General features: G+C 65.6%; 20 protein-coding genes. 11 read left to right on the plus strand and 9 right to left on the minus strand.

All coding sequences use genetic code 11. From position 1 onward, the window contains the following. Positions 1-4: 4 nt before the first annotated feature. On the minus strand, positions 5-1105 hold the full coding sequence (locus tag AB4Y40_RS15515; RefSeq protein ID WP_368688462.1) for a porin: 1101 nt from the start codon (positions 1103-1105) through the stop codon (positions 5-7). 443 nt (positions 1106-1548) lie between these two features. On the opposite strand from AB4Y40_RS15515, the gene AB4Y40_RS15520 reads away from it, so the two are divergent. Genes AB4Y40_RS15520 through AB4Y40_RS15530 form a run of 3 tightly spaced genes read left to right on the plus strand, consistent with a single transcriptional unit; the run spans position 1549 to position 4696 of the window. Further along, the gene (locus AB4Y40_RS15520; RefSeq protein WP_368688463.1) at positions 1549-2436 is read left to right on the plus strand and encodes an N-formylglutamate amidohydrolase; all 888 of its coding nucleotides are present in this window, start codon (positions 1549-1551) and stop codon (positions 2434-2436) included. A gap of 8 nt (positions 2437-2444) precedes the next feature. After that, on the plus strand, positions 2445-3215 hold the full coding sequence (locus tag AB4Y40_RS15525; RefSeq protein ID WP_368688464.1) for an IclR family transcriptional regulator: 771 nt from the start codon (positions 2445-2447) through the stop codon (positions 3213-3215). Between the two features lie 23 nt (positions 3216-3238). Then, positions 3239-4696: a YfcC family protein gene (locus AB4Y40_RS15530; RefSeq protein WP_368688465.1), complete on the plus strand. Its 1458-nt coding sequence runs from the start codon at positions 3239-3241 to the stop codon at positions 4694-4696. Positions 4697-4768: 72 nt separating this feature from the next. Here the strand turns inward: AB4Y40_RS15530 and AB4Y40_RS15535 are convergent, their stop codons facing one another. From AB4Y40_RS15535 to aepX, 3 genes are read right to left on the minus strand one after another with little or no spacing between them, the layout of a single operon-like run. Beyond that, the gene (locus AB4Y40_RS15535; RefSeq protein ID WP_368688466.1) at positions 4769-5836 is read right to left on the minus strand and encodes a 2-aminoethylphosphonate aminotransferase; all 1068 of its coding nucleotides are present in this window, start codon (positions 5834-5836) and stop codon (positions 4769-4771) included. Positions 5837-5846: 10 nt separating this feature from the next. After that, positions 5847-7046: a phosphonopyruvate decarboxylase gene (aepY, locus tag AB4Y40_RS15540; protein ID WP_368688467.1), complete on the minus strand. Its 1200-nt coding sequence runs from the start codon at positions 7044-7046 to the stop codon at positions 5847-5849. Next, entirely contained in the window at positions 7043-8734 is a 1692-nt protein-coding gene (aepX, locus tag AB4Y40_RS15545; protein WP_368688468.1) for a phosphoenolpyruvate mutase, read from the minus strand. Before aepX ends, aepY begins: the two co-directional genes overlap by 4 nt. Positions 8735-9152: 418 nt before the next feature. Here aepX and AB4Y40_RS15550 point away from each other — a divergent pair, with 418 nt between their 5' ends. After that, positions 9153-10700 carry a methyl-accepting chemotaxis protein gene (locus tag AB4Y40_RS15550; RefSeq protein ID WP_368688469.1) on the plus strand — a complete coding sequence of 516 codons (1548 nt, stop codon included), beginning with the start codon at positions 9153-9155 and terminating at the stop codon, positions 10698-10700. A 221-nt stretch (positions 10701-10921) separates the two neighbouring features. Continuing rightward, positions 10922-12706 (plus strand): peptidoglycan D,D-transpeptidase FtsI family protein, encoded by a 1785-nt coding sequence (locus tag AB4Y40_RS15555; RefSeq protein WP_368688470.1) that lies wholly within the window; start codon positions 10922-10924, stop codon positions 12704-12706. A gap of 8 nt (positions 12707-12714) precedes the next feature. Here the strand turns inward: AB4Y40_RS15555 and AB4Y40_RS15560 are convergent, their stop codons facing one another. Beyond that, positions 12715-13071 (minus strand): DUF4148 domain-containing protein, encoded by a 357-nt coding sequence (locus AB4Y40_RS15560; RefSeq protein ID WP_368688471.1) that lies wholly within the window; start codon positions 13069-13071, stop codon positions 12715-12717. 118 nt (positions 13072-13189) lie between these two features. Further along, complete coding sequence (locus AB4Y40_RS15565; RefSeq protein WP_368688719.1) at positions 13190-13942, minus strand: Crp/Fnr family transcriptional regulator; 753 nt, start codon at positions 13940-13942, stop codon at positions 13190-13192. Positions 13943-14115: 173 nt separating this feature from the next. Here AB4Y40_RS15565 and AB4Y40_RS15570 point away from each other — a divergent pair, with 173 nt between their 5' ends. The 5 genes from AB4Y40_RS15570 to AB4Y40_RS15590 all read left to right on the plus strand — a co-directional run bounded on the left by AB4Y40_RS15570 (position 14116) and on the right by AB4Y40_RS15590 (position 19978). After that, positions 14116-15786 (plus strand): acyl-CoA synthetase, encoded by a 1671-nt coding sequence (locus AB4Y40_RS15570; protein ID WP_368688472.1) that lies wholly within the window; start codon positions 14116-14118, stop codon positions 15784-15786. 311 nt (positions 15787-16097) lie between these two features. Then, positions 16098-16415, plus strand: coding sequence for a hypothetical protein (locus AB4Y40_RS15575; protein WP_368688473.1), 318 nt, complete (start codon positions 16098-16100; stop codon positions 16413-16415). An 803-nt stretch (positions 16416-17218) separates the two neighbouring features. Then, complete coding sequence (locus tag AB4Y40_RS15580; RefSeq protein ID WP_368688474.1) at positions 17219-17812, plus strand: YigZ family protein; 594 nt, start codon at positions 17219-17221, stop codon at positions 17810-17812. Between the two features lie 157 nt (positions 17813-17969). After that, positions 17970-19412 carry a flagellar filament capping protein FliD gene (fliD, locus tag AB4Y40_RS15585; RefSeq protein ID WP_368688475.1) on the plus strand — a complete coding sequence of 481 codons (1443 nt, stop codon included), beginning with the start codon at positions 17970-17972 and terminating at the stop codon, positions 19410-19412. Positions 19413-19732: 320 nt separating this feature from the next. Beyond that, positions 19733-19978, plus strand: a complete 246-nt coding sequence (locus AB4Y40_RS15590) for a DUF2964 family protein (protein WP_245623541.1) — start codon at positions 19733-19735, stop codon at positions 19976-19978. 23 nt (positions 19979-20001) lie between these two features. Here AB4Y40_RS15590 and AB4Y40_RS15595 read toward each other — a convergent pair whose 3' ends face one another. Both AB4Y40_RS15595 and AB4Y40_RS15600 read right to left on the minus strand, forming a co-directional pair. Beyond that, a complete protein-coding gene (locus tag AB4Y40_RS15595) occupies positions 20002-20616 on the minus strand; it encodes a hypothetical protein (RefSeq protein WP_368688476.1) in 615 nt (204 codons plus the stop codon). 59 nt (positions 20617-20675) lie between these two features. Further along, a complete protein-coding gene (locus AB4Y40_RS15600) occupies positions 20676-21074 on the minus strand; it encodes a hypothetical protein (RefSeq protein ID WP_368688477.1) in 399 nt (132 codons plus the stop codon). Between the two features lie 803 nt (positions 21075-21877). On the opposite strand from AB4Y40_RS15600, the gene AB4Y40_RS15605 reads away from it, so the two are divergent. Continuing rightward, a complete protein-coding gene (locus AB4Y40_RS15605; protein ID WP_028202557.1) occupies positions 21878-22282 on the plus strand; it encodes a helix-turn-helix domain-containing protein in 405 nt (134 codons plus the stop codon). A gap of 43 nt (positions 22283-22325) precedes the next feature. On the opposite strand, the gene AB4Y40_RS15610 is transcribed toward AB4Y40_RS15605, so the two are convergent. Then, positions 22326-23951 carry a diguanylate cyclase gene (locus AB4Y40_RS15610; protein WP_368688478.1) on the minus strand — a complete coding sequence of 542 codons (1626 nt, stop codon included), beginning with the start codon at positions 23949-23951 and terminating at the stop codon, positions 22326-22328. Between the last annotated feature and the right edge of the window lie 159 nt (positions 23952-24110).

The raw sequence follows: 24110 nt of genomic DNA on the forward strand, positions 1-24110 counted from the left end.
TCGATCAGAACTTGTGGCGGATGCCCGTCACCGCGAGGAACTGATTACTGTTGCTCGATGCGCCCGACGTCCCTTCGATCTGCGCCACGGCATTCGTCGCGCGCTGATAGATGAGGTCGAGATAGACGTCCGTGCGCTTCGAGAGGAAGTACTGCACAGCGCTGGTCGTCTGCCAGTAATGCCAGCTATCCTTCTGGCCGTTCGCATTCACGCCCGTCCAGGTCTCGCCGATGGCGGCATGAATGGACGGCGTGATCGCATAGCGCAGGCTGACTTCCGCGTTCTGATAGTGCTGGTACTGGCTTTGCGGCGTCAGATCGAACGCGACGTTCGTGTACATCGCGCCCACGCCGAGATTGCCGAACGTGTAGACACCGCCCGCGCCCCAGATACGCTGCTGCGTAATGCCCTTCAGGAACGTGAAGTAGTTGTCCGAAGGAATCGCACCGGTCGTGTCCGTGGCCGGATGATCGAGCTGCACATACGCTGCGCCGAACTGCAGCGGCCCGCCCGCATAGCTCGCGCCCACGCTCCATGAACGGTTCGTCCCGAAGTTGCCCGCGTTGTTGCTGAAGCCGTACATCGAGTTGATCGTCAGGCCGTGGAATTTTGGCGTGACGTACTTGACGGAGTTGTCGGTGCGGAACGTGTTGTTCAGGTCGTCGGTGTCGAATGGGTGCGTACCGTACTGCGACGTCTCCACGGCCATTTGCAGCGGTTCGAGCGAGTCCTGCGCCGCGTTGTACTGGCGCCCGAACGTGAGCGAGCCCCAGCGGTCGCTCGCGAGCCCCACCCACGCCTGGCGGCCGAAGATGCGGCCGTTCGCGCTCGCGGTGCCGGTCTGCAGGTTGAAGCCGTTCTCGAGGCGGAAGATCGCGCGATTGCCGCCGCCCAGATCCTCGCTGCCGAGCAGGCCCCAGCGCGAGCCCTGCTCGCTGCCGGCCGTCGCCTGGAAGTTCGACTTGCCACCCTGGTTGCTCGTGTAGGTGAAGCCGCCGTCGGCGATGCCGTACAGCGTGACGCTCGACTGCGCGTTGGCGTGCGAGGCCGCGAGACCGAGACCGCCGATGACGAGTGCGAGGGTGCGCCGGGATGCTTGAAACATGCGTTTTTCTCCTTCTGGCATTCGATGTGCCGTGTGTTGGTGTTGATCTCCAGATGCGCGCCGGGAGGTGCGATCTATCTTTTGCAATCCTGATGAAATGGCATCGCTGCGCGGCGCGGAGCAACGGCTACCCGCTTGCGCTCCCCCGTTGACGATGGCTTGCCTCATCCGCTTGTTTTATTGTTTAAAACAGCGTATTATTTATTATTCGGGTCGGCTTTCCGTCCCGTCAAGAAGCTGTCAAAAACCCGCGACACGAAGTGGGGCGTCGCGGCGTCCGCCTAAATCGCTGTAATCCTTTACAGCCGGTTCAATTCGCTATTCTTACCGAGCCATTCCAGGGGAAACCCCAATCGGCCCAATTTTTACCGCGCGCTACGCTATCTCTTGAAATTAAAACGCTGTTTTATTCACTAAAACATGCGGCAAGTAACTGACTAGCGATGACGAACACCAGCCCACTTTCCTCCCAGGCAGACGAACACGCGCCTTGCTTCACCGTTGCGGCACAGGCCGAGCCGCTGCCGATCGTGTTCGACTCCCCGCATAGCGGTATCACGCTGCCCGACGACTTCGGCACCGTCGCGCCGCGCGAGGCGATCCTCACGTCGTGGGACGCGTTCGTCGACGAACTGTGGGGCGGCGTGCCCGCGCGCGGCGGCGTGCTGATCGGCGCACGCTTTCCGCGCGCCTATATCGACCCGAACCGCGCCATCACCGACATCGACGCCGAACTGCTCGCCGAGCCGTGGCCCGAGCCGCTCGCGCCCGAGCCGTACACGCGTCGCGGCATGGGCCTGATCCGCCGCTACGCGCTGCCCGGCGTGGCGCTCTACGATCGCAAGCTTTCCGTCGATGAAGTCCGGCACCGCATCGACGCGTACTACCGCCCCTATCGCGCGGCGCTCGCGCAGGCGGCCGAGGCGGCCTACGCGCAGCACGGCGCGCTGTGGCATGTGGACTGTCACTCCATGAAATCGCGCGGCAACGAAATGAACGTCGACTCGGGCGAGGCGCGCCCCGATTTCGTCATCAGCGACCGGCGCGGCACGACATCGGATCCGGCGTTCACGCAATGGGTCGCCGATCACTTTGCGGCCACCGGCTATCGCGTGCAGATCAACGAGCCGTACCAGGGCGGCGACCTGCTGCGCGCCGTGAGCGATCGGGCGCGCAACCGCCACAGCATTCAGATCGAACTGAACCGCGCGCTCTACATGGATGAGGCCGCGTTTTCGAAGCATGCGGGTTTCGACACGCTCAAGCGTGACCTCGACGCCTTCGCCGACGCCCTCGCCGACTGGGTGCGCGCGCGACTCAACGCAAAGTGAGCTTAGCCATGACCTATATCGTCGATGCCGTCGACAACGCGCTCAAACTGCTCAGCTATGTGGCCGAGCATCCGGGCCTTGGCGTCACGGAACTGTCCACGCAGCTGGGCATCAATAAATCGCGCACCTATCGCATGCTCTGCACGCTGGAGCTGCACCGCTATGTCGTGCAGGACGCACAAACCTCCACCTACGCGCTCGGTCCGCAAGCCTTCGTGTTGGGCGTGGCGGCCACGCAGCAGAACACGCTCGTGCGCTCGGCCTCGCGCCACATGCTCGCGCTCAACCAGGCGATCAACGAGACGATCGTGCTGCGCGTGCGCGAGGGCCTCGAGACGGTTTGCGTCGCGCGCTGCGAGACCACGCACCAGGTGCGCGCCGTGGGCGCGGTGGGCAACCGCCGGTCGATCAATCACGGCGCTTCGGGCAAGGTGCTGCTCGCGTTCGCACCGGGTGCCGTACGCACCGACTATCTCGCGCGCATGAAGAAGATGCCCGAGGCGCCGGACCTGATCGCGCTCGTCGAGGAACTCGATGCGATCGCGCGCAAGGGCTATGCCGTGAGTCTCGGCGAAGTGACGGCAGGCGCGGTGGCGATCTCCGCGCCGGTGCGCGATATGTCGGGCGCGACGGTGGCCGCCGTCGCCATTTCGGGGCCGGAAATGCGCATCGGCCGCGCCGAGATTCCCGACTACCTCGAACGCCTGCAGGCCTGCGCCGATGCGATCTCCGCCGAACTCGGCTATACAGGCGCACGCGCCGCGGCGCTTTCCGCCTGAGCACGCATGGAGGATTCCTGATCATGATCGTCGCTCCGCCCTCCTCCCCGCGTGAAGACACGCCACCCGCAGAAGGCGCAAGACAGGAAACCCGACCGCACGGCAAGATGCTGCACCCTGTCGTCATGATGCTCTGGGTGCTCGCCGCCGCATTGGCGATGACCTGGTTCGTCGACGCAGGCCGCTTCGAGCGCCACGACAAACTCGTGATTCCGGGCACTTACCACGTGGTGCCGAAAAGCGGCGATCTCGCCACGCTCGTCGCGCCCGCAGTGACGAAGAGCACGCCGGACCATGCAGCGCCCGCGAGCCTCGTCTCGGTGTTCGTCGCCATCCCGAACGGGCTTATCAAGAACGCGCCGCTCATCGTCATGGTGATGTTCGTGGGCGGCATGTTCGGCGTCATGAAACGCACGGGCGTGGTGGACGCCGGCATCGACCGCCTGCTCCAGCTCACCGCCGGCAACGTCTACGTGCTCGCGCCGCTGCTCATGATCCTGATCGGGCTGGGCAGCACCCTGCTCGGCTTTATTTCGGAGTACCTGGTCATCATTCCGATGGTGATGCTCCTCGCGAAACGGCTCGGGCTCTCGAATCTGTTCGCGGTGGCGCTCGTCGCGATTGCCGCGAAGATCGGCTATATCGCGTCGGTCACGAATCCGCTGTCGCTCGCGGTGGCGCAGCCCATCGTCGGCGTGCCGCTCTTCAGCGGCCTGGCGTTGCGGCTCGGCGTATTCGTGGTGTTTCTGACGATCGGTGTCGCGTATCTGCTGCTCTATGTGCGTCGCAGCGGCTATCGGCGTGAGGTCGCCGTCGAGGCGCTGCATGCGCCCACGCCGCTCTCGCGCCGCCACAAGGCGACGCTCGTCATCCTCGCCGTCGCGGCCGCCGCACTCGTGTTCGGCACGCGCGAACTGAGGTGGGGGAACGTCGAGCTTTCCGCGTTCTACGTGGCGATCAGCATCGTGACGGCGCTCGTGGGGCGGCTCGATTCGCGCAGCGCGTCCGAGGCCTTCGTCGACGGCATGAAGGGCATGGTGCTCGCGGGTCTCCTGATCGGGCTTGCGGCATCCGTCGAATTGATCCTCCAGAACAGCTTCGTGCTCGACCCGCTGATCGACTACTTCACGCGCCTCGCGCACGGCCGCTCGAGCGTGTGGGTCGCCAACGGACTCATGGCCGTGCAGATGCTGCTCGACGTGTTCATTCCTTCGGTGTCGGGCAAGGCAGCGGTGAGCATGCCGATCATCGGGCCTATCGCACAGCTTTCAGGTGTGAGCGGCCAGACCTCGGTGCTGGCATTCGTGCTGGGCGGCGGCCTCACGAACATGGTCACGCCCACCTCCGGCATGCTGCTCGCGTATCTCGCCACGGCGCGCGTGGGCTTTGGCGAGTGGCTACGCTTCATCCTGCCGCTCTTTCTCGTGCTGCTCGTGCTGTCTTCGGCAACCCTCGCGTTCGCGGTGCTCACGGGCTATTGAAACACGGCCGCAAAAGCAAACGGGCGGCCGAAGCCGCCCGCCAATTGCTTTCGCACTCTTCGAAATACGCCCTTAGCGCGTCACTTCATCGAACGCCGCCAGCAAGCGTTCGACGTCGGCGGCATGAATGTCGCCCATCGTCGAAATGCGGAACAGTTCCGCCGACAAGCCGCCCTGCCCCGCATAGATCACGAAGCCGCGCGCCTTGAGCGCGTCATGCAGCGCGGGATAGTCGACGCCCGCGGGCAAGCGGAACGCGCGCAGCACCACCGACGACTCTTCCTTCGGCAGCACGCTCTCCATGCCGCGCGCGGCGAGCCCTGCACGCACCTGCTCGGAAAGCGCCGCGTAGCGCGCGTGACGCGCCTGCCAGCCGCCTTCGTCGGCGAGTTCGCGCAGCGCCTCGACGAGTGCGTAATAGGCGTGCACGGAAGGCGTGAACGGCGTATTGCGCTGATCCTGCAGCGTGGCAAGACGCTTGAGGTCGAGATAGTACGTGCGGCTATGCGCTTGCGCGAGCGCGGCGCGGCGCACCACCACGAAGGCCGCGCCGGGCACCCCGTGCAGGCACTTGTTTGCCGTCGCCGCCACCGCCGCGATGCTCGCGTCGCCGAAGTCGAGCGCTTCGGAGCCGAAGCTGCTCACGCCGTCCACGAGCATTTGCACGCCGCGCGCGCGGCACGCTTCGCCCAGTGCGCGCAGATCGTTCAGGCGGCCCGTGGTCGTTTCGTGATGAATGATCGCGACGTGCGTGACCGCCTTGTCGGCGTCGAGCGCGGCCGTGATGCGCGCGAGGTCCGGCGCCTGCATCCAGTCGTGCCTGACGACCTCATGCGCGATGCCGTACTGCTTCGCGATCGCGGTGATGCGCTCGCCATACACGCCGTTCTCGACGATCAGCAACTTGCCGTTCGCGGGCACGAGCGTCGAGATCATGCTTTCGACCGCAGCCGTGCCGGAGCCCGTCATGAGCACGGCCTGCCATTGCGCGGGGTCGAGATCGTAGACGCCCACGAGACGCGTGCGCGCCTCTTCCTGTACGTCGAAGAACTCGCTTTCGCGATGGCACAGGTCTTCCTGGAGGAGGCTCTGGCGCACGCGTTCGGTGAGCGTGACCGGGCCGGGATTGAGCAGCAGCATCGGTAGTTCCTTATTTGGCGGACGTGTCGGCAGCGGCGCCGATGTGGCGCATGAGGCGCGTCTTGACATCGGGCGGCGTGATCGTGGGGCGCGGCAGGCCGTCGGGTGTGCCGCGGCGAATCGTCAGGCGTACGAAGCGCGTGCCTGCGACACCCGAGGCGCCCTTCGCGCGTTCGCGCGCGGCGGCGAGCACGCTGTCGAGCACGGCGACATCGTCGCCTTCCGCGGCGTCGGCGTAACCGCACGCGGCGGCCACGTTGGCGAACGACACCTGCCCCGACACGGTCGCCTGGCCACCCGTCGAATCGTGTGCGCCGTTGTCGAGCAGCACGTGCGTGAGGTTCGCGGGGCCGTAGGCGCCGAGCGTGGCAAACACGCCCATGCGCATGAGCGCCGCGCCGTCGCCGTCGAGCGCGACCACGTTCAGGTCGGGCCGCGCGAGCGCGAGGCCGAGCGCGAACGGCGTGACGCAGCCCATCGAACCCACCATGTAGAGCTGGTTCGAGCGGTCGTCGAGCGCGTAGAGTTCGCGGCCGCAGAAACCCGTCGACGCGACGACCACCGTCGACTCGGCAGGCGTCGCGGCGATCACGCGCTCGAGCGCCTGCTGGCGCGTGGGCAGTTGCTCAGGCGACCGTCCGGTCCACTTGGCCTGCGCGACCGGCAGCGCGTGCTTTGCCGGCATCGCGCCGCCGCCCTCGAGTTCGTACGGCGCGACGCTGCCCTTCTGCATGACGAGCGCGTACGGGCGGCCCGTTTCGTCCATGTGCCTGATGGCGCGATCGAGCGCCGCCGCAATCTGGTCGGCTTCCGTGGGGAACGTCTCCCACGGAATCTCCATCGTTTCCAGCATCTGCGGCGTGACCGGGCCCATCAGCGCGTGCTGCGGCTCGTCGGGCACGCCCGGCTGGCCGCGCCACGTCACGATCAGCAGTTGCGGCAGGCGGAACGTCCACGTCAGCGAGGTGAGCGGGCTCACGGCGTTGCCGAGGCCCGAGTTCTGCATCATCGTGATGCCGCGCTTGCCCGCGAGCGCCACGCCCGCGATGACCGCGACCGCGTCGCCTTCGTTGGCCGCGCTCACGTAGTGCAGCGAGTCGTCCTGCAGCACGTAGTTGATGAACGGCGTGAGGTACGAGCACGGCACGCCGGCGTACCACTCGAAGCCGCGCGAGCGCGCCGCTTCGACGAACTGTGCGGCTTCGATCATGCCTGGCCCTCCGCGCCCAGCGGCGTTTGTGCGTGGGCAAAGTCTCCCGCGCGGCGGAAGTCTTCGAGGTCGTTCACGCCGCGCCAGTGGCCGTGCACGTATTGCACTTCGATTTTCTCGCCGTCTGCGATCAGCGCATTGAGCAGCGCCGGCATGTCGAGCGTGTCGAAGTCGGCGCGCGTTTGCAGCTGCGCGAGCTTCTTCGCGAGCTTCGCGCGGCCCGCGCCGCGCACGTTCACGAGGCCGATCCAGCGGCCGTGCGGGGCCGCGCCGTTCGCGGCCGGATCGCTCGCCACACGCTCGAGCAACACCTTGCTGCCGAACAGATCGCGCTCGTCGGCGGCCGAGCACCATGCGAAGTCGCGCGTGCTGCTGTTCTCCGGCTCGGGCGACGAATCCACCACCACGCTGAAGTCCGCTTCGCTTTCCACGAGATCGCGCAAGATATAGCTGCGGAACACCAGGTCGCCGTACGAGATCACCGTGTCGTTATCGAGCGCGCCGACCGCGCACGCGAGCGAAGCGAGTTCGTTCGTCTGCGCGAAACGCTCGTTGCGCACGAGCTTGATGCCCGCCGTATCGATGGCTTCGGCCTTGTAGCCGCCCACCACGGTGATGTCGTTGACCGACTGCTTCTTGAATGCATCGACGAGCCAGCGCAGGAGCGGCTTGCCCGCCACCGGCAGCATGACCTTGGGCTTGTCTTCCGTGTAGGCATCGAGGCCCGAGCCGCGGCTCGCGGCCAGCACGATTGCCGAGCCTGCGCCGCGCGACGAAGCGGAAAGATAGCGGTCTTCGGCTTCCGAGTATTCGTCGGCGTCCTGCAGACGGAAAATTTCGTTAACCGTAGCAATACGGTCTTCGACGTCGACGAGCGTTTGCGTGTCGTAAATCGTCCTGGTGACGGCCTGCATGGCCGAAACGGCCGCGCGGATCTGGTGGTTCGCCCAGATCACCGTGCTGATGCCCGCCTCGCGGAACACCTCGGTCGGCGTGCTGTAGTACTTGGTCGGCACGATCACAAGCGGGCCGCGGCCCGCCCACTCGCGCGCGAACGTGAGGATCTCGTCAGCTTTCGAAAGCTTGCTGTGGATGAGGATCGCGTCCGCGCCGGCCTGGCGATACGCTTCGGCGCGCTTGAGCGCTTCGTCCATGCCCCAGCCCGCGATCAGCGCCTCGACGCGCGCGACGATCGAGAAGTGCTCGTCGGTCTGCGAGTCCTTGCCGGCCTTGATCTTGCCGCAGAACTCGTCGATGTCGGCAAGCGGTTGCGCTTCGCCGCCGATGAAACTGTTGGTCTTCGGGAACACCTTGTCTTCGATGCACACGCCCGCAATGCCGCGCTGCTCCAGCTTGCGCACGAGCCGGCGCACGTTGTTGAAGTTGCCGTAGCCGGTGTCGCCGTCGAGCAGGATGGGCAGGTCGCTCGCGTCGGCCATGAACTCGAGGTTGTCGACCACCTGGGTCCAGCTCGCCTCGTTGTTGTCGCGCACGCCGAACTGCGCGGAGATCGAGAGGCCCGAGCCCCAGATCGCCTTGAAGCCCGCCTCGCGCGCAATGCGTGCGGAAAGGCCGTTGTGCGCTTCCATCAGGAATTCGAGTTCGTTGCTGGTCAGCATCTGGCGCAGCCGCGCGCTGCGCGATGTGGCAAGAGCGGCGGGGACCAGGGCGGGTTCGCGTGCGTTCATTCTTGTTGCTCCAGTGGACGTCATGCGGGCGGCAGCGGGGGCAGCGCCGTGTGCGTCGCATCGTTGGGAAAGGTCCTTCATCCCGGCTTGATCGCAGGCCTCGAAGTCGGGCCGGCCGGGGGCAAAGTCGCGACTATATCGGAAATGATTCCTATCCGCAGTCGATCCCTGCAAACAGTGGCAAATCATGGAGTTACTGTGAAATTTGTGGCTTTTGTCGGCGCGTTCGCGGGCGTTTCAGCAGCGCGTCATATGCGCTAGATCAAGGGCTTTGTTTTGTATGAAGAAAAATCTGCCTAAGCAGGGTTCGCCCTGGGTCTCGCGCGCGTTTGCGTGGGCCGTAAACACAGTCTGGCGGCAACGCATCGCCAGTCGTACCGCTCCAGCCCTGTGAATTACCCGACCGACCATGCAGAACATGACCCTCAACAAAAAGCTCCGCTCGATGATCGCGATCCTCTGGATCGGCCTGCTGTTGATCGTCGCCTTTGGCGCCTGGCAAAGCCGCGAAGCGATGATCCGCGAGCGGCGCGCGCAGCTCACGGCGCTCGTCGACGAAGCGACGAGCATCGCCAACTACTACTACGGCCTCTCGCAACGCAACGTCATGCCCGAAGCCGACGCCCAGAAGCAGGCGCTCACCGTGATCGGCTCGATCCGCTACAGCACCGACGGCTATCTGAGCATCAACAACTCGCAGTCGGTCATGCTGATGCACCCGATCAAGCCCGAGCTCGACGGCAAGAACCTCAGCGACTTCACCGACCCCGCGGGGACCCACGTGTTCACCGGGCTCGTGAACGCCGCGAGCGGCCCGAATGGCGGCTTCCTCGACTACCTCTGGGCCAAGCCCGGCCACAGCGAACCCGTTCCCAAGCTGAGCTTCGGCCGCCGCTTCGTGCCGTGGGACTGGGTGATCGTGACGGGCATGTACATGGACGACGTGCGCGCCGAGTTCTACGACAGCCTGCTGCGCTGGCTCGGCGTGACCTTCCTGCTGGGCGGCGCCGCCACGGCCGTGATGGCGCTCGTGGTGCGCAGCGTGCGCAGCAGCATCGGCGGCGAACTGGAAGGCGCGGTGGACGCGGCCAATCGCATCGCCCAGGGCGACCTCACCTTGCGCCTGCAGGTGCAGGGCACGAACGAGACCAGCCTGATGCGCGCGCTCGCCACGATGCAGACAGCGCTCGTGCAGACCGTCTCGCGCGTGCGCAGCGGCGCGGAGAACATCAACGTGGGCGCCAACGAGATCGCGGCGGGCAACACGGATCTCTCGCAACGCACCGAGGAACAGGCGGCGGCACTCGTGCAAACGGCGTCGAGCATGGATCAGATGACGGCGAACGTGCGCCAGAACGCGGATAGCGCCCAGCATGCGGCGTCGCTCGCAAGCCAGGCCGCCGACGTCGCGACGCGCGGCAGCGCCGTAGTCGACGACGTGGTGCGCACCATGGGCGACATCACGACGAGCTCGCAGCAGATCGGCGACATCATCGGTGTAATCGACGGCATTGCGTTCCAGACCAACATCCTCGCCCTGAACGCCGCCGTCGAAGCGGCGCGTGCGGGCGAACAGGGCCGCGGCTTCGCGGTGGTGGCCGCCGAAGTGCGCAGCCTCGCGCAGCGCTCCGCCACCGCCGCCAAGGAGATCAAGGCGCTGATCGAAAAGTCGACCGGCACCGTGACCGAAGGCCAGCATCTCGTGACCAACGCGGGCTCGACGATGACCGAGATCGTGCAGTCGGTGCGACGCGTGCACGAGATCCTCGAGGAGATCAGCAACGCGTCGCGCGAGCAGAGCGCCGGCATCGAGCAGGTCAACCGCGCCGTGGGCGAGATGGATCAGGTGACGCAGCAGAACGCGGCGCTCGTGGAACAGGCCGCCGCCGCCGCCCATTCGCTCAAGGATCAGGTGAGCGGGCTGCGCGAGTCGATCGCGAGCTTCCGCTTGCCCGCGCACGCGTAACGCTGTCGCCATACCGGCTCACCGCCGGTCTGCATGTCTCCCCGCCGGGCCGCATTCGCGGCCCGGTTCGCTTTGCGCCTCTCCCCGCTCCCCTGCACGGCTCGCGCCGCCTGACGGCGTGCACCGCGCGCCCTATTGCCTCGCGGCCGTGCGCACCCAACATTTCAATTCAATTACATCCTGTTTACAATGTGACTCTGCCCCGCCATCCCGCCTTGCCGATGATCCGTTCCAGGAAACCGCCGCGCGACCCGCACGCAGCCGCGACCCGCCACCCGATGCTTGCGCCGCGCCTGCCCGCGTGGCGCTCGAAGTTCATCGTGTTCATCACCTTCGCGGCCTTTGCGGCGCTGGCCGGGCGCGCGTTCTGGATTCAGGTCGCCAATCACGGCTTTTACGTGAAGCAGGGCCAAAAACGCTACCAGCGCACCTTGGAGCTCGACGCCATGCGCGGGCGCATCGTCGACCGCAACGGCGCGCTGCTGGCCGTGAGCCTCGCGACCTTCGAGGTCTGGGTGAATCCGCGGCTCCTCGACGCCGCCGCGCACACGCCGCTCGCGCGCCTGCTCGACATGCCGCTCGCGGAACTGGAGCGGCGCGTTGCCGGCGACCGCTCCTTCGTGCTGCTCAAGCGCCAGGTCGATGCCGAAACCGCCGCGCACATCGACGAGATGGGCGCGGGCGGCATCACCCTGATCGCCGACTCGAAGCGCTATTACCCCGAAGGCGAATCGGCTGCGCACGTGGTGGGCTTCACCGACGTCGAAGACGCCGGCCAGGAAGGCGTGGAGCTTGCCGCGAACGCGCGCCTGCGCGGCACGCCGGGCCAGCGCGAGGTGATCCGCGACCGGCTCGGGCGCGTCGTTTCGGAGCCGAGCGAGCGCGTGCAGCCGCGCAACGGCGACACCGTCCAGCTCACCATCGACCGCCGCGTGCAGCAGCTCGCGTATACGCAGCTCAAGGCCGCCGTGGCGAAGAATCATGCGGAAGCGGGCAGCGTCGTCGTGCTCGACGCCCAGAACGGCGAAATCCTCGCGCTCGCGAACTGGCCGTCGTTCGACCCGAACGACCGCGCGCGGCTCACGGGCAAGCAGTTGCGCAACCGCGCCGTGGTCGACACGTTCGAGCCCGGCTCGACCATCAAGCCTGTGGTCGTTTCGCTGGCGATGGACCTGCACAAGGTCAACGCGAACACCCTCATCGACACCGCGCCGGGCACGTACCGCATCGGCCCCGCGACGATTCACGACACCTCGAATCACGGCCGCATGACCGTGGCGGAGGCCATCCAGAAGTCGAGCAACATCGCGCTCGCCAAGCTCGCGCTGAACCTGCCCGCGCAAACGATCTGGGACAAGTATCAGGAGTACGGGCTCGGGCAGCGGCCCGGCGTCACGTTCCCGGGCGCGGCGCCTGGCCGCGTGCGGCCGTGGGCGCGCTGGCGCCCCATCGAGCAGGCGACGATGGCCTATGGCTACGGCCTGTCCACTTCGCTTTTGCAGATGGCGCAGATCTACACGGCCTACGCCGGCGACGGCACGCTGCATCCGGCCGCCCTGCTGCGTGAAGCGCCGGGCGGCGCAGGCGGTGCCTCCGCGTCGGCGGCGCGCGTGGTCACGACGCCGGCCACGGCCGCCGCGATGCGCAAGATGCTGGAAATGGCGACGAGCGACGGCGGCACGGGGCGCGCCGCCAATGTGGAAGGCTATCGGGTGGGCGGCAAGACCGGCACCGCGCGCAAGCAAATCGGCGCGGGCTACGCGAAGAACCGCTATCGGGCGCTTTTCGTCGGCATGGCGCCGATGAGCGCGCCGCGCGTGATCGTCGCGGTCATGATCGACGATCCGGCGGGCAAGGCGTTCTATGGCGGCACGGTCGCGGGGCCGGTGTTCTCGGGTGTGACGGCCGGCACGCTGCAGTTGCTCGGCGTGCCGCCCGACGTCGCCGCCGGCCCCGAGAGCGCCAAAGGTGCCAGCGGCACCCGGGGCGGCTCAGGGCGCGGTTAGCGCCTCAATCAATGGTGGCGATAAGCGGGCGGCGACTCACTGCCCGACACGGCGGGCGCACCCGCTTCACCGTTCTGCGCGGGCGGTGCGCCGTAGCCCGATTGCGCGACCTGCTCCTGCGCCAGGCGCGCTTCGTTGGCGCGCTTTTCGGCAAGCCGGCCCATGGCGCGCTGCACATCTTCCGGATAAGTGGCGTCGTTCGACGAAGCCGGGTTGTACCCCACCGACTCCAGATCGACCAATTCCTGAAGCACCTGGGCACGCGTTACCGGGCCGTTGTGCGTGCCGGCGGATTGGGCAAACGACACCGCCGGAACGATCGCCATCATCGAAACCAGCGCCGCGCGCAGCATTGCGTTTTTCACCTTGCTCTCCTTATGTATTCGATGAGCAAAGTCTACGCAGCACGGCCACGCCTAAAAACCGGCTCGCGGGGGAGAGAGTCTTCTATACCTCGCAAGATTGATAAGGGTTCTGCGATCCTCAGATCTGGTCGCGGCCAAACGCGCGCAGCCCGTCGAGATCGAGCACGTCCACGCGGTTGTACGAGAGCGCGACGAGCCCCTCGCGCTCGAGCGTCTGCAGCGCCTGGTTGATCCGTTGACGCGACGCGCCCGCCAGCATGCCGATCTCCTCCTGCGAGATGTCGAGCGCACGCCCCGTCTCGGGATAAAGATAGGGATTGAACATCTGCGCGAGCGACTGCGCAACGCGTGCATCCACGTCGAGCAAGCGGCTGTTCTGGATCAACGCGATGAATTCGCCCATGCGGTTGTTGAGCTGATGAATCACGAAGCGGTTGAACGGCAGGCTGCTGTCCATGAGCCGGTGGAACGTCTCGGTGGCGACGGCCATGACGAACGACGGCTGCAGCGCGATCACGTCGTACTTGCGCGGCTCGCGCTTGATCACGCTCCCCTCGCCGAACCAGCCCCCGTGCGGCACGCCCGAAAACGTGCAGCCGCGCCCCGATGCATTGAAGATCGCCAGCTTCACGAGGCCGGAACTCACGCCGAGCCACCAGTCCGAGGGCGCTTCGCGTGCGGCGACGATCGCGCCCGCGGCATAGCCCTGCGCATGCGAGGACGCGAGCACCCACTCGCGATGCTCGGGCGCGAGCGCGCGGAACCAAGCGCACCGCTCGAATAGCGCCGCCAGGCGCGCGGCGTTTGCGGCGTCGATGCGCTCGCCTTCGCGCCATGAATCGCGGGCGGGCGGTGTCCCATCCGGGGGCATAATGGATTGCGACATCGCGCTTTCCTGGGTTAGGTCAATCTTTGGGTCGATCTTGTCGGGCACACCGTGCGTCGCGGCCCGCTCTGTCGCGCCGGCGACAGACTGGCATGCGCGGCCCTGCTACGGTAGCGCGAATCATATCGACAAACCCATAACCGTTCGGAGACACCGCCATGTTGCACCCCTACGAAGAAGGGCTCGCGCAACGCGAGGCCAATTATGTGCCGCTCACGCCGGTCGATTTCATCGCCCGCGCCGCCGAAGTCTATGGCGACCGCCTGGCCGTGGTCCACGGCGAGGTCCGCCGCGACTGGCGAGAAACCTATGCGCGCACGCGGCGGCTCGCGAGCGCGCTCGCGCAGGCGGGCATCGGCCGCGGCGACACGGTGGCGGTGCTGCTGCCCAACATCCCCGCGATGGTCGAAGCGCACTTCGGCGTACCCATGCTCGGCGCGGTGCTCAACACGCTCAACACGCGACTCGATGTCGCAACCATGCTGTTCATGCTGCGCCATGGCGAAGCGAAGGCGTTGATCGTCGATACCGAATTCGCGGCGCTCGCGCAGCGCGCGGCGCTCGAATTCCCCAACCTCAGGATCATCAGCGTGGCCGACATCGCGGCCGCCGACCCCGAGTACTTCCCGCGCGCCACCGACTACGAGGCGTTCCTCGAACAAGGCGATCCCGAGTTCGCCTGGGAGCCGCCGCGCGACGAATGGGACGCCATTGCACTGAACTACACCTCGGGCACGACGGGCGACCCCAAGGGCGTGGTCTATCACCATCGCGGCGCGTACCTCAACGCAGTGAGCAACATCCTCGAATGGGACATGCCCAAGCACGCCGTGTACCTCTGGACGCTGCCGCTCTTTCACTGCAACGGCTGGTGCTTCGCGTGGACCGTCGCCGCGCGTGCGGGCGTGAACGTGTGCCTGCGCAAGTTCGACGCGAAGCTCGTGTTCGATCTCATTCGCAGCGAGCGCGTCACGCACTATTGCGGCGCACCCATCGTGCAGGGCGCGCTCGCCGACGCCCCCGCGGAGTATCGCGAAGGCATCGCTCACACGGTGTGCACGATGGTGGCAGGCGCCCCGCCCGCGCCGGCCGTGATCGCGAAGATGAAGGCGATCGGCATCGAACTCACGCATGTCTATGGTCTGACCGAGGTGTACGGCCCCGCTGCCGTATGCGCGGTGCAGGCGCGCTGGCAGACGTTGCCCGACGAGGAACAGGCGCGCCTCGCCGCGCGCCAGGGCGTGCGCTATCACCTGCAAAGCGGCGTGAGCGTGCGCAATGCGCAGACGATGGAACCCGTGCCCGCCGACGGCGAAACGCTCGGCGAGATCATGTTCCGCGGCAACATCTGCATGAAGGGCTATTTGAAGAACGAGCGCGCGACCGAAGAGGCGTTCCGCGGCGGCTGGTTCCACACGGGCGACCTCGGCGTGATGACGCCCGACGGCTACGTGCGCATCACCGACCGCAGCAAGGACATCATCATCTCGGGCGGCGAGAACATTTCGAGCATCGAGGTCGAGGACACGCTGTATCGCCATCCGGCCGTCGCGCTCGCCGCCGTCGTGGCGATGCCCGATCCGAAGTGGGGCGAAGTGCCTTGCGCATTCGTCGAACTGCGGCCCGGCGCGAGCGCCACGGCCGAGGAAATCATCGCGCACTGCCGGCTCTTTCTCGCGCACTTCAAGGTGCCGCGCGCCGTGCGCTTCGGCGAACTGCCGCGCACGGCCACGGGCAAGATCCAGAAATATGAGTTGCGCGCGCAACTAGGTTCGCAAAGCGCGATCGATGTGGCTGGTGCAACACCCGCGCCGAAAACACCTCGGTAAGAACGACAGCGGGGCCTGCTGGCCGGTACACGTGACGCATTCGGGCGGCCCGCGCCGCCCGAATGTAACGTCAGTTGACAACCCGACCCTCTACGGCTTGTTCCCGATTGTCAGGTACGGCGCTTAATCCTTTCTGCATCAAGGGCCAACTGTCAAAGCGGCCTTTCTGGCATGAAGAATCGTATGAAACGAAAGCTTACAAGTGGTCACGTTTTCCTCCGCTTCGGGCCGATAAGCTTTGAACCGTGGTCGCGACACAAAGGCATCCCGATGCCGCGTGACTGACGACGCAACCAACGAGGAGGTAACTCATGAACACGAAGAGCTGGAAGACCCCCGCCCGCGCCATCGCCGCAGCACTGATCGCCGGCGGCGCATTGATGGGCGCCTCGAGCGCCTTCGCTCAATCGGCTCCGTATGGGCTGCGTGCCGAATCGGCGCCGCAATACGGTCAACCGCACATGATGCCGGTGGACGCGCACGTCTCGATCGGTTGGCACGAGAACCGTTATTACGACGGCCACCGCTATTGGGAACACGACGAGTGGATGCACCATCACCCGCACGATCCGGGTCCCCCGCACTACCGCGACGACGACCATCGTCCGCCGCCCCCGCCGCGTTACTGATCCGCGTGACGCACGCGTGATCCAGGGGCCGCCTTCTCTGGAGGCCCCTGAAGCGGCACACCGAGGCCGGTCTTCCCCCTGGGGAGACCGGCCTCGGCGCATTTCAGCGCCTTACTTCGCCGCGCGCGTGCGGGCGCGCGAATATCGTTCGCTATGCGAATCAAATTGACCGCAACGCCCGCCACACGGCGGATCCGGCCTGCCGCGCCGCACGCCGGGCGCATCCGGAAAGGCAGACGTTAGTAATTGCAGGTAATGCGGAAGTGTTGCCGCCCGCACGCCCCGCGGGTAACGTTGATGGGCGTTTCGTTCCCCGGAGCGCACGGTGTATTCTCATTGCCCGGCCAGAGATGGCCGGGATTTTTTTTGCGCGCGAATGAGAACTCTAGCGCCCTTCGGGTGCCAGGCGCACCAGGTTTTTTTTCCGATTGCGGACGCAATTTTGCGGACGTAAGGTGGGATTGCCTCTTGAGAACAGGCGAGCCTTGTGACCCCCGGTCGTGACACCGTCCGACCGGGGATTTTTTTGGCTTCTGTGCTTCTGGAGAATCGCGTCTGCCGGAACGGTGCAGCGGCGCCGCGAGAGAAGAACTATGACGGATCACCGAATGAGGAGTTCGGCTTCGCTCCAGCCAGAGCTAGATCCGTCATACCGTGCATTATCCGGGCTCAAGGCCGGGGCGTCACTAGCATCTGACGCAAAGAACCATTACGCAAACTGGCAAGATATGGGGACTGACGTCGAAAGCCGACCCATGAGCATCGGTTAACATGGGGGTTTCGCCTGCAGTGCCACCCCGCTTGTGCCAACTTTCACGCTCGCCCATCCCGTCACGGCGGAACTCGATATCCGCAAGAGCCGCTTCATCGCGCACGCCATTCCTGTTGCCGACCGCGAAGCGGCCATGGCTGAAATCCGCCGCCTGCGCGACGAACATCCCACCGCCACGCATGTTTGCTGGGCGCTGCTAGCGGGCGGCCAGTCCGGCATGTCCGACGACGGCGAGCCCTCCGGCACCGCCGGGCGCCCGATCCTCGAAGTGCTTCGCCATCACGACCTGGACGGCTTGCTCGCCGCCGTGGTGCGCTACTACGGCGGCGTGAAGCTCGGCGCGGGCGGCCTCGTGCGCGCCTATACCGACGCCATTGCCAGCGCCCTGCATGGGGCCGAGCGCGTCGAGCGCATCGCGCAGGCGCGCCTCACAGTCGAACTCGGCTATCCCGACGAAACCCGCGTGCGCCACTGGATCGACCAGCAGCAGTTCACGCTCGTGGAGAGCCAGTACGCCATGACGGTCCGCCTCACGATCCAGTTGCCCGCTACCGCCTTGGACGCTGCGCGCCACACGCTGACCGATCTCACGCAAGGCCGCTCGGGCTTCCCCGAGCACGTTTGAAGCGGGCGGCTGGCTGCCGCCGCAGTACCGATCCTGTACTTTTCAAAAACTTTTCATTTCTTTCATAAAGTTTCATGAAAGCTTGCCGTAATGAAAGCATGGCCGCGCATTCGCGCGTTCCGTCGACTCGACGCACCAGAACGAACGGACTTCTTTCATGGCAAGCACGATCACGAACACCACGACCGCCAGCGCCAACAGCGCGCTGAGCGACGCCGCCCAGTCGATCATCAGCGGCGCGACCAACTCCACGCTCGACGTCAACCAGCTCGTCAAGGCGCTCGTCAACGCCAAGATCGCGGGGCCGAGCGCCATCCTCAGCGCGAAGCAGACCGCCAGTAACACGACACTTTCGGCGCTCGGCACGCTGAAGTCGGCGCTCGCTTCGCTCCAGACCGCACTCGAGCCGTTCAAAGATGGCGCCGCGCTGCAACGCTTCACCGTCACGACGAGTGAGAAGGACAAGGGCTTGAGCGCGGTGGCCGGCAAGAACGCGGTGGCGAGCAGCTTCACGGTCGAAGTCGATCGCCTCGCGACAGCGCATAAGCTCGCCTCGGACAGCTTCGACACGGGCGAGACGCTCGGGGAAGGCAGCCTCGACATCTCGATGGGCGGCAAGTCCATGCATCTGACGATCGCTGCGGGCAGCAACAAGCTCAGCGACGTCGTCGCGGCGATCAACCGGGCGAAGGACAACCCAGGCGTCACGGCGTCGATCGTCAACGGCGCCGACGGCCAGCACCTCGTGCTGACCGCGAACAAGACCGGCGCGGCCAACGCGATCGACGTGCAGGCGGGCGCGGGCGTCGACACGCGCCTCGCTTCCTCGCAGATGCGCGAAGTCGAGGCAGCCAGCGACGCCGAACTGCGCATCGACGGCACACGCGTCACGAGCGCGAGCAACACGCTCGAGGGCGTGGTGAGCGACATCACGATCAAGCTCGCAAGCGCCTCGGTGGGCACGAAGCAAACGCTCACCATCGCCCCCGACACCGAAGCGACGGGCACATCCATCCGCGACTTCGTGAAGGCGTACAACAGCTACGTGGATGCCCTGAGCGGGCTGACCTCCTACACGGCCGCGACCGGTTCGACGAGCGCGCAAGCGGGCGCGCTGCTCGGCGACTCGATCGCGCGCACGCTCGCGGCGAGTCTGCCCGCGGTCGTTTCGGCGGGCGTGAAGGGCAGCGACGGCGTGACCCATTCGCTGAGCGAGATCGGCATCAAGCTCGACAAGAGCGGCAAGCTCGAGATCGACGACGAGGCGTTCAAGAAGGCGCTGCAACCGGGCAACAGTGCGATTGCGGCGCTGTTCGGCAGCGGCGGCATGACCACGAAGCTCAACAGCGCCATTACGCCCTACGTGCAGTCGAGCGGCATCATCGAGCGGCGCAGCACGGCCATCAACAAGGAACTCGACGACATCAAAAAGCAGTCGTCGATGCTCGATGTGCGCGCAACCCAGCTCACTGCGCAATTCAACCGCCAGTTCACCGCGCTCAATAACCTCATGTCGATCATGAACAACAACCAGCAATATCTGACACAGCTCTTTGGCGGCGCAAACAGCGCGGGCGCCCTCGCGACGAATCACAAATAAAGGCGTGAATGTGCGGTGATCGACGCTAGCAAACGTCGACGGCAGACGAAAAAAAGGCCGCCGAGTGAATCGGCGGCCAACAGGGGACGTGAAGAACAACCGCGAATCGAACTATCGAATCGACCCGACCGCTCCATCATGGCGAGCCAAAATTAAGACAAACTTAAACGCGCGCAAAAAACGCTCGGGAATTCCGGCGCACCGGGGCGCAGGCAATTGAAAGAACGCGTAATAATGGGCTGGCTATACTTGATCTGGTCCGGGCCGCGCATTCATTCGCGCCCGCATGACCGTCTTCTACCCAACCCGGAAGAGCCGCCATGTTTGATCGACTGCATCGGTTTATGGAAGGCGCAGGTCCCGAGCGGCGCCATCGCGTCTGGAGCAAGGTGCGCATTTTCGTGGCCGCAATGGGCACGCTCGGCTCTGCCGCCGGCATCGCCATCGCAGTGGTCGGCCTCATCAACTTCGACCACCAGAAGGTGATTGCCGGCGTGGCCGTCATCATCGTCTGCACGGCAATCTACGTGTCGATCCTCGTACGCGACCGCAATCGCGCCGACTAGCCACGCCGCCCAGCGTTACTGCTTCACTGCAGGTTCTGGCCGTCGCGCGTGACATGCACGGCCGTCGCGCCCACGTAGTCGGCGCGAATGCTGTCGCCCACCTTGATCGATTCGAGCCGTACGTCCGGCGGCGCCACCACCACGACCGTGCGGTTCGGTCCGCGCAACGCGACCTTGCGGCTCTTGCGGTCGATCTTCTCCACCGTCGCGATCACCTGCACGCTGCGCGCCGTTGCCGTCATGCCGCCGGAAGCGGGCGTGGTAGCGACCGTATCGACGCGCGAGCGGATGCCCCGCGTGGCCACCTTTTCGGCGCGCAGCAGCAACGCCTCCTTGTAGAGGATGTTCACATGATCGCCGGGCTTGAGCTTGCTCACGTCGCCGACCGCGGGATCGACCGCGACCGTCACCAGGTTGCGTCGGGCGCCGCGCAGCGTGACCGAATTGGTGGCCGCGTCGATGCTCACGACCGTCGCCGTGGTCTGCACCTCGCCGATCTGCAGCGTCGCGTTGGGCGCACTTTCAGGCGCGGCATCGGACGCCGTCTGCGCAAACAGCGGCACCTGCGGCGACACGCCGAGGGCAAGCACGAGTATGGCGCCGAGCAGCGGCGCCGAAGAACGGTAGCGTGTGGACATGAAGCCTCCTTGTGTGGATCGTGAATGGCAAGAGAGCGGCATGGCGCCGCCCGCACGCATCAAGCGCTGGTCATGCAGGCTTCTTCGGCCGCACAGCGCAGGTAATGGGCATAGACACGCTCGCGTTCCTCGTTGGCGAGCTGGCGCTTTTCGGCAAGCCGCAGCATGCGATGCCGGTCCGCGCCGAGCGTTTCGTAGTAGCGCTCGGTATGCAAGCGCTTGAAGCGTGTATAGAAGTCCGGGCCGGGCAGGCCCGAATCGGTCGAGAGCAGCGAGGCATAGTCGGCCTCGCGTGGCTCGCACAACGCGGCCGCGGCCGCCTCGAGCTTTTCGTAACGCACCCGCAACGGCACGTCGCCCGCGAACAGGGCATGAAACGCGCCGTACGGCACGAGCGAGCGCCGGCTCGCAGCGCGGCGCAGCAAACGACCTACCTTTTCATCGAGTTCTTGATTCATCCGCAGCGGCCAGAAAGCGGGCCGCCGCCCATGCCGCGCATCGTTTGACGAAGCGCACGGACGCATTTGGCGGCCCGCGGGATTCAGGGACCCGTTTCGCCACACGATACGCTGCGCGGCGAATCCGGCATTCTGCATTCGTTCATTCGAATCCAATCCGCATTGCAATCGATTCGAAATGTTTGCGAAAACATTCTGCACAAAAAAAGCAAATCACTCCCTGAAATTGCCCGATAGCCGTCATCACCCTGCCGGATCAGGCTAACTTTTATGGCACAGATCGAAAACGCTAACAAACATCTAAAGGTGCGACCGGCGTCATTTAATTCATATTGAATAAGACTGGCTCACTTCAATCCATGCTGAATACTGAATTAGTCATACAAAACAACGCAGAGTGTTGCTTTTCAATGTTGAGCAATTAAGTCAGGTTAACTGGCTGAAATAGGAGCAAACTTCGGATTGCCTGAGCGGTGCGAAATGGCGGCGCGCATTGTTGACCCACGCGAGTCGGTTGTTTTTTCTCATTAGTTCAGGATTATCCACAAGTCAAGCAGACTATTTTTCCGCTAGCTATACACATTCCCTACAAAAACAATTATTAATATCCGCTGCGGAACACCGAGGCGTTTCGCAACAAGCGCCCTTCACCGGGCGTCGATTTCGCCGTCCGTCATGGTTCCCGCGTCACCGCACCGGCGCCGGATCCATGGCAAGCGACAAGACCCGCTTGCAGGAAGGGTTACAGGAGCGGCACATCCGCATTGCCGCGTGTCCGGAATCTTTCGTCGACGAGTGAACACATGCTTACCCGAACCGAGAACCTGCCGAGCGTCGCGAGAAGAATGGCCGCCGGCCAGATGTTGATGGAAGGCGCGACCGTGAATAGCGTCGCCGACTCACTCCACCTTTCCGCCCAGACGGTGAGGCGCTACAAGTCCATCGTCGAAGACGGCGGCCTTGCAGCGCTCCAGCAGATGAGCGTGGGTGGCCGGCCTTCAGTGCTCGATCAGGCCGCACTAGGCTGGATCGCGAGCGCCCTGCACGGCTCCGCGCGAGAGCATGGCTTTGCGAGCGATGCGTGGACCAACAGCCGCGTGCGCGAGCTGATCGGCCGCCAGTTCGGCGTGCACTATTCGCGCGTCTATACCTGGCAGATCGTCTCGAACCTCGGCCTCGGCCACCGGCTGTCGAAGTCCGCGCGCTGAACGGCATGGCGGCCGTCGCGCGCCGCACGCAAGCCGGCGCGCCTCAGCCTCGCGTTGCGGGTGCATCGCGGCCTCGGCTTCCGGCTTCGGAATCCACCAGCGGCTGCGCCCCCTCGCCCGTCCATTGCTGCGACCGGACCTGATTGCGGCCCGCTTCCTTGGCCTCGTAGAGCAGGCGGTCGGCGGCGGCCAGCAGCTTCGCGCCGCTGCCGCCGTCCGGCGGATTGCAGCTCGCACACCCCGCGCTCACCGTCACGCACCCATGGTGCGTACCACTCAGCGTGAGATTGTCCGACTCGATGCGTTTGCGGATCTTCTCCGCCATGCGCGTCGCGGCGTCGAGCGCCGTGCCCGGCAGCACCACCGCGAACTCTTCGCCGCCAAAGCGCGCGGCGAGATCGGTTGCGCGCCGCGATCCTGCAGCGATGCGCCCGGCCACGAACACCAGCACCTCGTCGCCGGCGGCGTGTCCGTAGGTGTCGTTGAAGAGCTTGAAGTGGTCGATGTCGAAAAACAGCACGGAAAGCGGCGTGCGTTCGCGCACCGCGTGATGCCACTCCTCCGCGAGACGGCTGTCGAGCGCGCGGCGGTTCGCGAGACCCGTGAGCGGGTCGGTGACGGCGAGGCGCACGAGCTTGCCCTCGGCCACCACCTTGTCGCGCAGCGCGAAGGCGAGCATCCAGGACACCGCAACCCATGCGCCGCCGAACACCGTGGTCATCACGAGCGCGATATAGCTGCGCCGCCGCCAGCCGGCGAGCACGTCCCCCACGGCGGGCGCGACGACGACGATGAACGGCGAGTTGCCCACATGCGCAAAGGTGTAGATGCGCTCGACCCCGTCGATTGCCGAGTGCAGCGTATAGGTGCCGGCGTCGCGACGCGAAAAAAATGCGAAATTCGGCAGGTCCGCGTAGCTCGAGCCGGCGCCGCGCGTCGAGGGCGGCTTGCTCGCGAGCAGCGTGCCGTCGCGCATCAGGATGAAGAGGTGGCCGCCCGGGCCCAGGTCGATGCGCTCGAGCAGTTGATCGAGATAGTCGAGGCGCACCCCGAGCAGCGCAACGCCCGCGAACGAGCCGTCGGGCGCGTTGATGCGGCGCGTGAGGCCGATCGTGAGCGCGCCGCCGCGCAGGCGGGAATGGAACGGCTTCGAAAAGAACAGGCCCACATGCGGGTCGCGCTGCTGCGCGACGAAGTAATCGCGGTCGGCGAACGAAATGCCGGCGGGTGAAGTGTCGAAGGCGTTGCTGCGCGAGGCTTTCACATGGCCCGTGGCGTCGATCACATAGGCCCCGCCGAGCCTCGACGCCGCCGTCGCCCGGTCGAACAGCACGCGCTGGCGCAGCGACTCGGGCATGCTCCAGGTCTGCGGCTGCTGCGCCGCCTGAACCACGGCCTGCAGCGACAGGTCGTAAATCTCCACGTTGCGGGCAATGTCGTTGCTGATGAGCTGCACGAGGTTGCGCGAGTTCTCCTGCGCGTGGCGCAGCTCCTCGGCGCGCCCCTCGTAGAGCGCCGCGTAGGTGAGGATCGCCATCACCGTCGCGACGAGCGTGCCGGAAAGCCCCGCGAAGAAGGGATAGTTGCCGATCAGGCGCGTCGCCGCCTTCGCCCGCGCGTGGGCCCAGCGGTGCACCAGAAGACGCAGCGAAAGAACCCGTTTTGGCATCTGCGCAATCCTCTTGCTGACGGCGCGATTCGATGGGGCGCCGGTCTGTCGGGCATGCATCGGGCATGGCTGGCACGAATCCGTCATCAAACGGACACCTGGGCGGTTCAGGATCGGAGGCGAAACCTTTGCCCACTCCCTCCCCCAGGAGCCCGCCTG

Origin of the sequence: Paraburkholderia sp. EG287B (assembly GCF_040965595.1) — a bacterium.
Lineage (GTDB): Bacteria > Pseudomonadota > Gammaproteobacteria > Burkholderiales > Burkholderiaceae > Paraburkholderia.

What these genes read in the sequence shown, in the direction of transcription:
- AB4Y40_RS15575 (WP_368688473.1), top strand. Translation starts at nt 16,098, where the DNA reads ATGAACACGAAGAGCTGGAAGACCCCCGCCCGCGCCATCGCCGCAGCA.
- AB4Y40_RS15595 (WP_368688476.1), bottom strand. Translation starts at nt 20,616, where the DNA reads ATGTCCACACGCTACCGTTCTTCGGCGCCGCTGCTCGGCGCCATACTC.
- AB4Y40_RS15605 (WP_028202557.1), top strand. Translation starts at nt 21,878, where the DNA reads ATGCTTACCCGAACCGAGAACCTGCCGAGCGTCGCGAGAAGAATGGCC.
- AB4Y40_RS15555 (WP_368688470.1), top strand. Translation starts at nt 10,922, where the DNA reads ATGATCCGTTCCAGGAAACCGCCGCGCGACCCGCACGCAGCCGCGACC.
- AB4Y40_RS15535 (WP_368688466.1), bottom strand. Translation starts at nt 5,836, where the DNA reads ATGCTGCTGCTCAATCCCGGCCCGGTCACGCTCACCGAACGCGTGCGC.
- AB4Y40_RS15565 (WP_368688719.1), bottom strand. Translation starts at nt 13,942, where the DNA reads ATGCCCCCGGATGGGACACCGCCCGCCCGCGATTCATGGCGCGAAGGC.
- AB4Y40_RS15590 (WP_245623541.1), top strand. Translation starts at nt 19,733, where the DNA reads ATGTTTGATCGACTGCATCGGTTTATGGAAGGCGCAGGTCCCGAGCGG.
- AB4Y40_RS15525 (WP_368688464.1), top strand. Translation starts at nt 2,445, where the DNA reads ATGACCTATATCGTCGATGCCGTCGACAACGCGCTCAAACTGCTCAGC.
- AB4Y40_RS15520 (WP_368688463.1), top strand. Translation starts at nt 1,549, where the DNA reads ATGACGAACACCAGCCCACTTTCCTCCCAGGCAGACGAACACGCGCCT.
- AB4Y40_RS15515 (WP_368688462.1), bottom strand. Translation starts at nt 1,105, where the DNA reads ATGTTTCAAGCATCCCGGCGCACCCTCGCACTCGTCATCGGCGGTCTC.
- AB4Y40_RS15610 (WP_368688478.1), bottom strand. Translation starts at nt 23,951, where the DNA reads ATGCCAAAACGGGTTCTTTCGCTGCGTCTTCTGGTGCACCGCTGGGCC.
- aepX (WP_368688468.1), bottom strand. Translation starts at nt 8,734, where the DNA reads ATGAACGCACGCGAACCCGCCCTGGTCCCCGCCGCTCTTGCCACATCG.
- AB4Y40_RS15570 (WP_368688472.1), top strand. Translation starts at nt 14,116, where the DNA reads ATGTTGCACCCCTACGAAGAAGGGCTCGCGCAACGCGAGGCCAATTAT.
- AB4Y40_RS15550 (WP_368688469.1), top strand. Translation starts at nt 9,153, where the DNA reads ATGACCCTCAACAAAAAGCTCCGCTCGATGATCGCGATCCTCTGGATC.
- AB4Y40_RS15530 (WP_368688465.1), top strand. Translation starts at nt 3,239, where the DNA reads ATGATCGTCGCTCCGCCCTCCTCCCCGCGTGAAGACACGCCACCCGCA.
- aepY (WP_368688467.1), bottom strand. Translation starts at nt 7,046, where the DNA reads ATGATCGAAGCCGCACAGTTCGTCGAAGCGGCGCGCTCGCGCGGCTTC.
- AB4Y40_RS15600 (WP_368688477.1), bottom strand. Translation starts at nt 21,074, where the DNA reads ATGAATCAAGAACTCGATGAAAAGGTAGGTCGTTTGCTGCGCCGCGCT.
- fliD (WP_368688475.1), top strand. Translation starts at nt 17,970, where the DNA reads ATGGCAAGCACGATCACGAACACCACGACCGCCAGCGCCAACAGCGCG.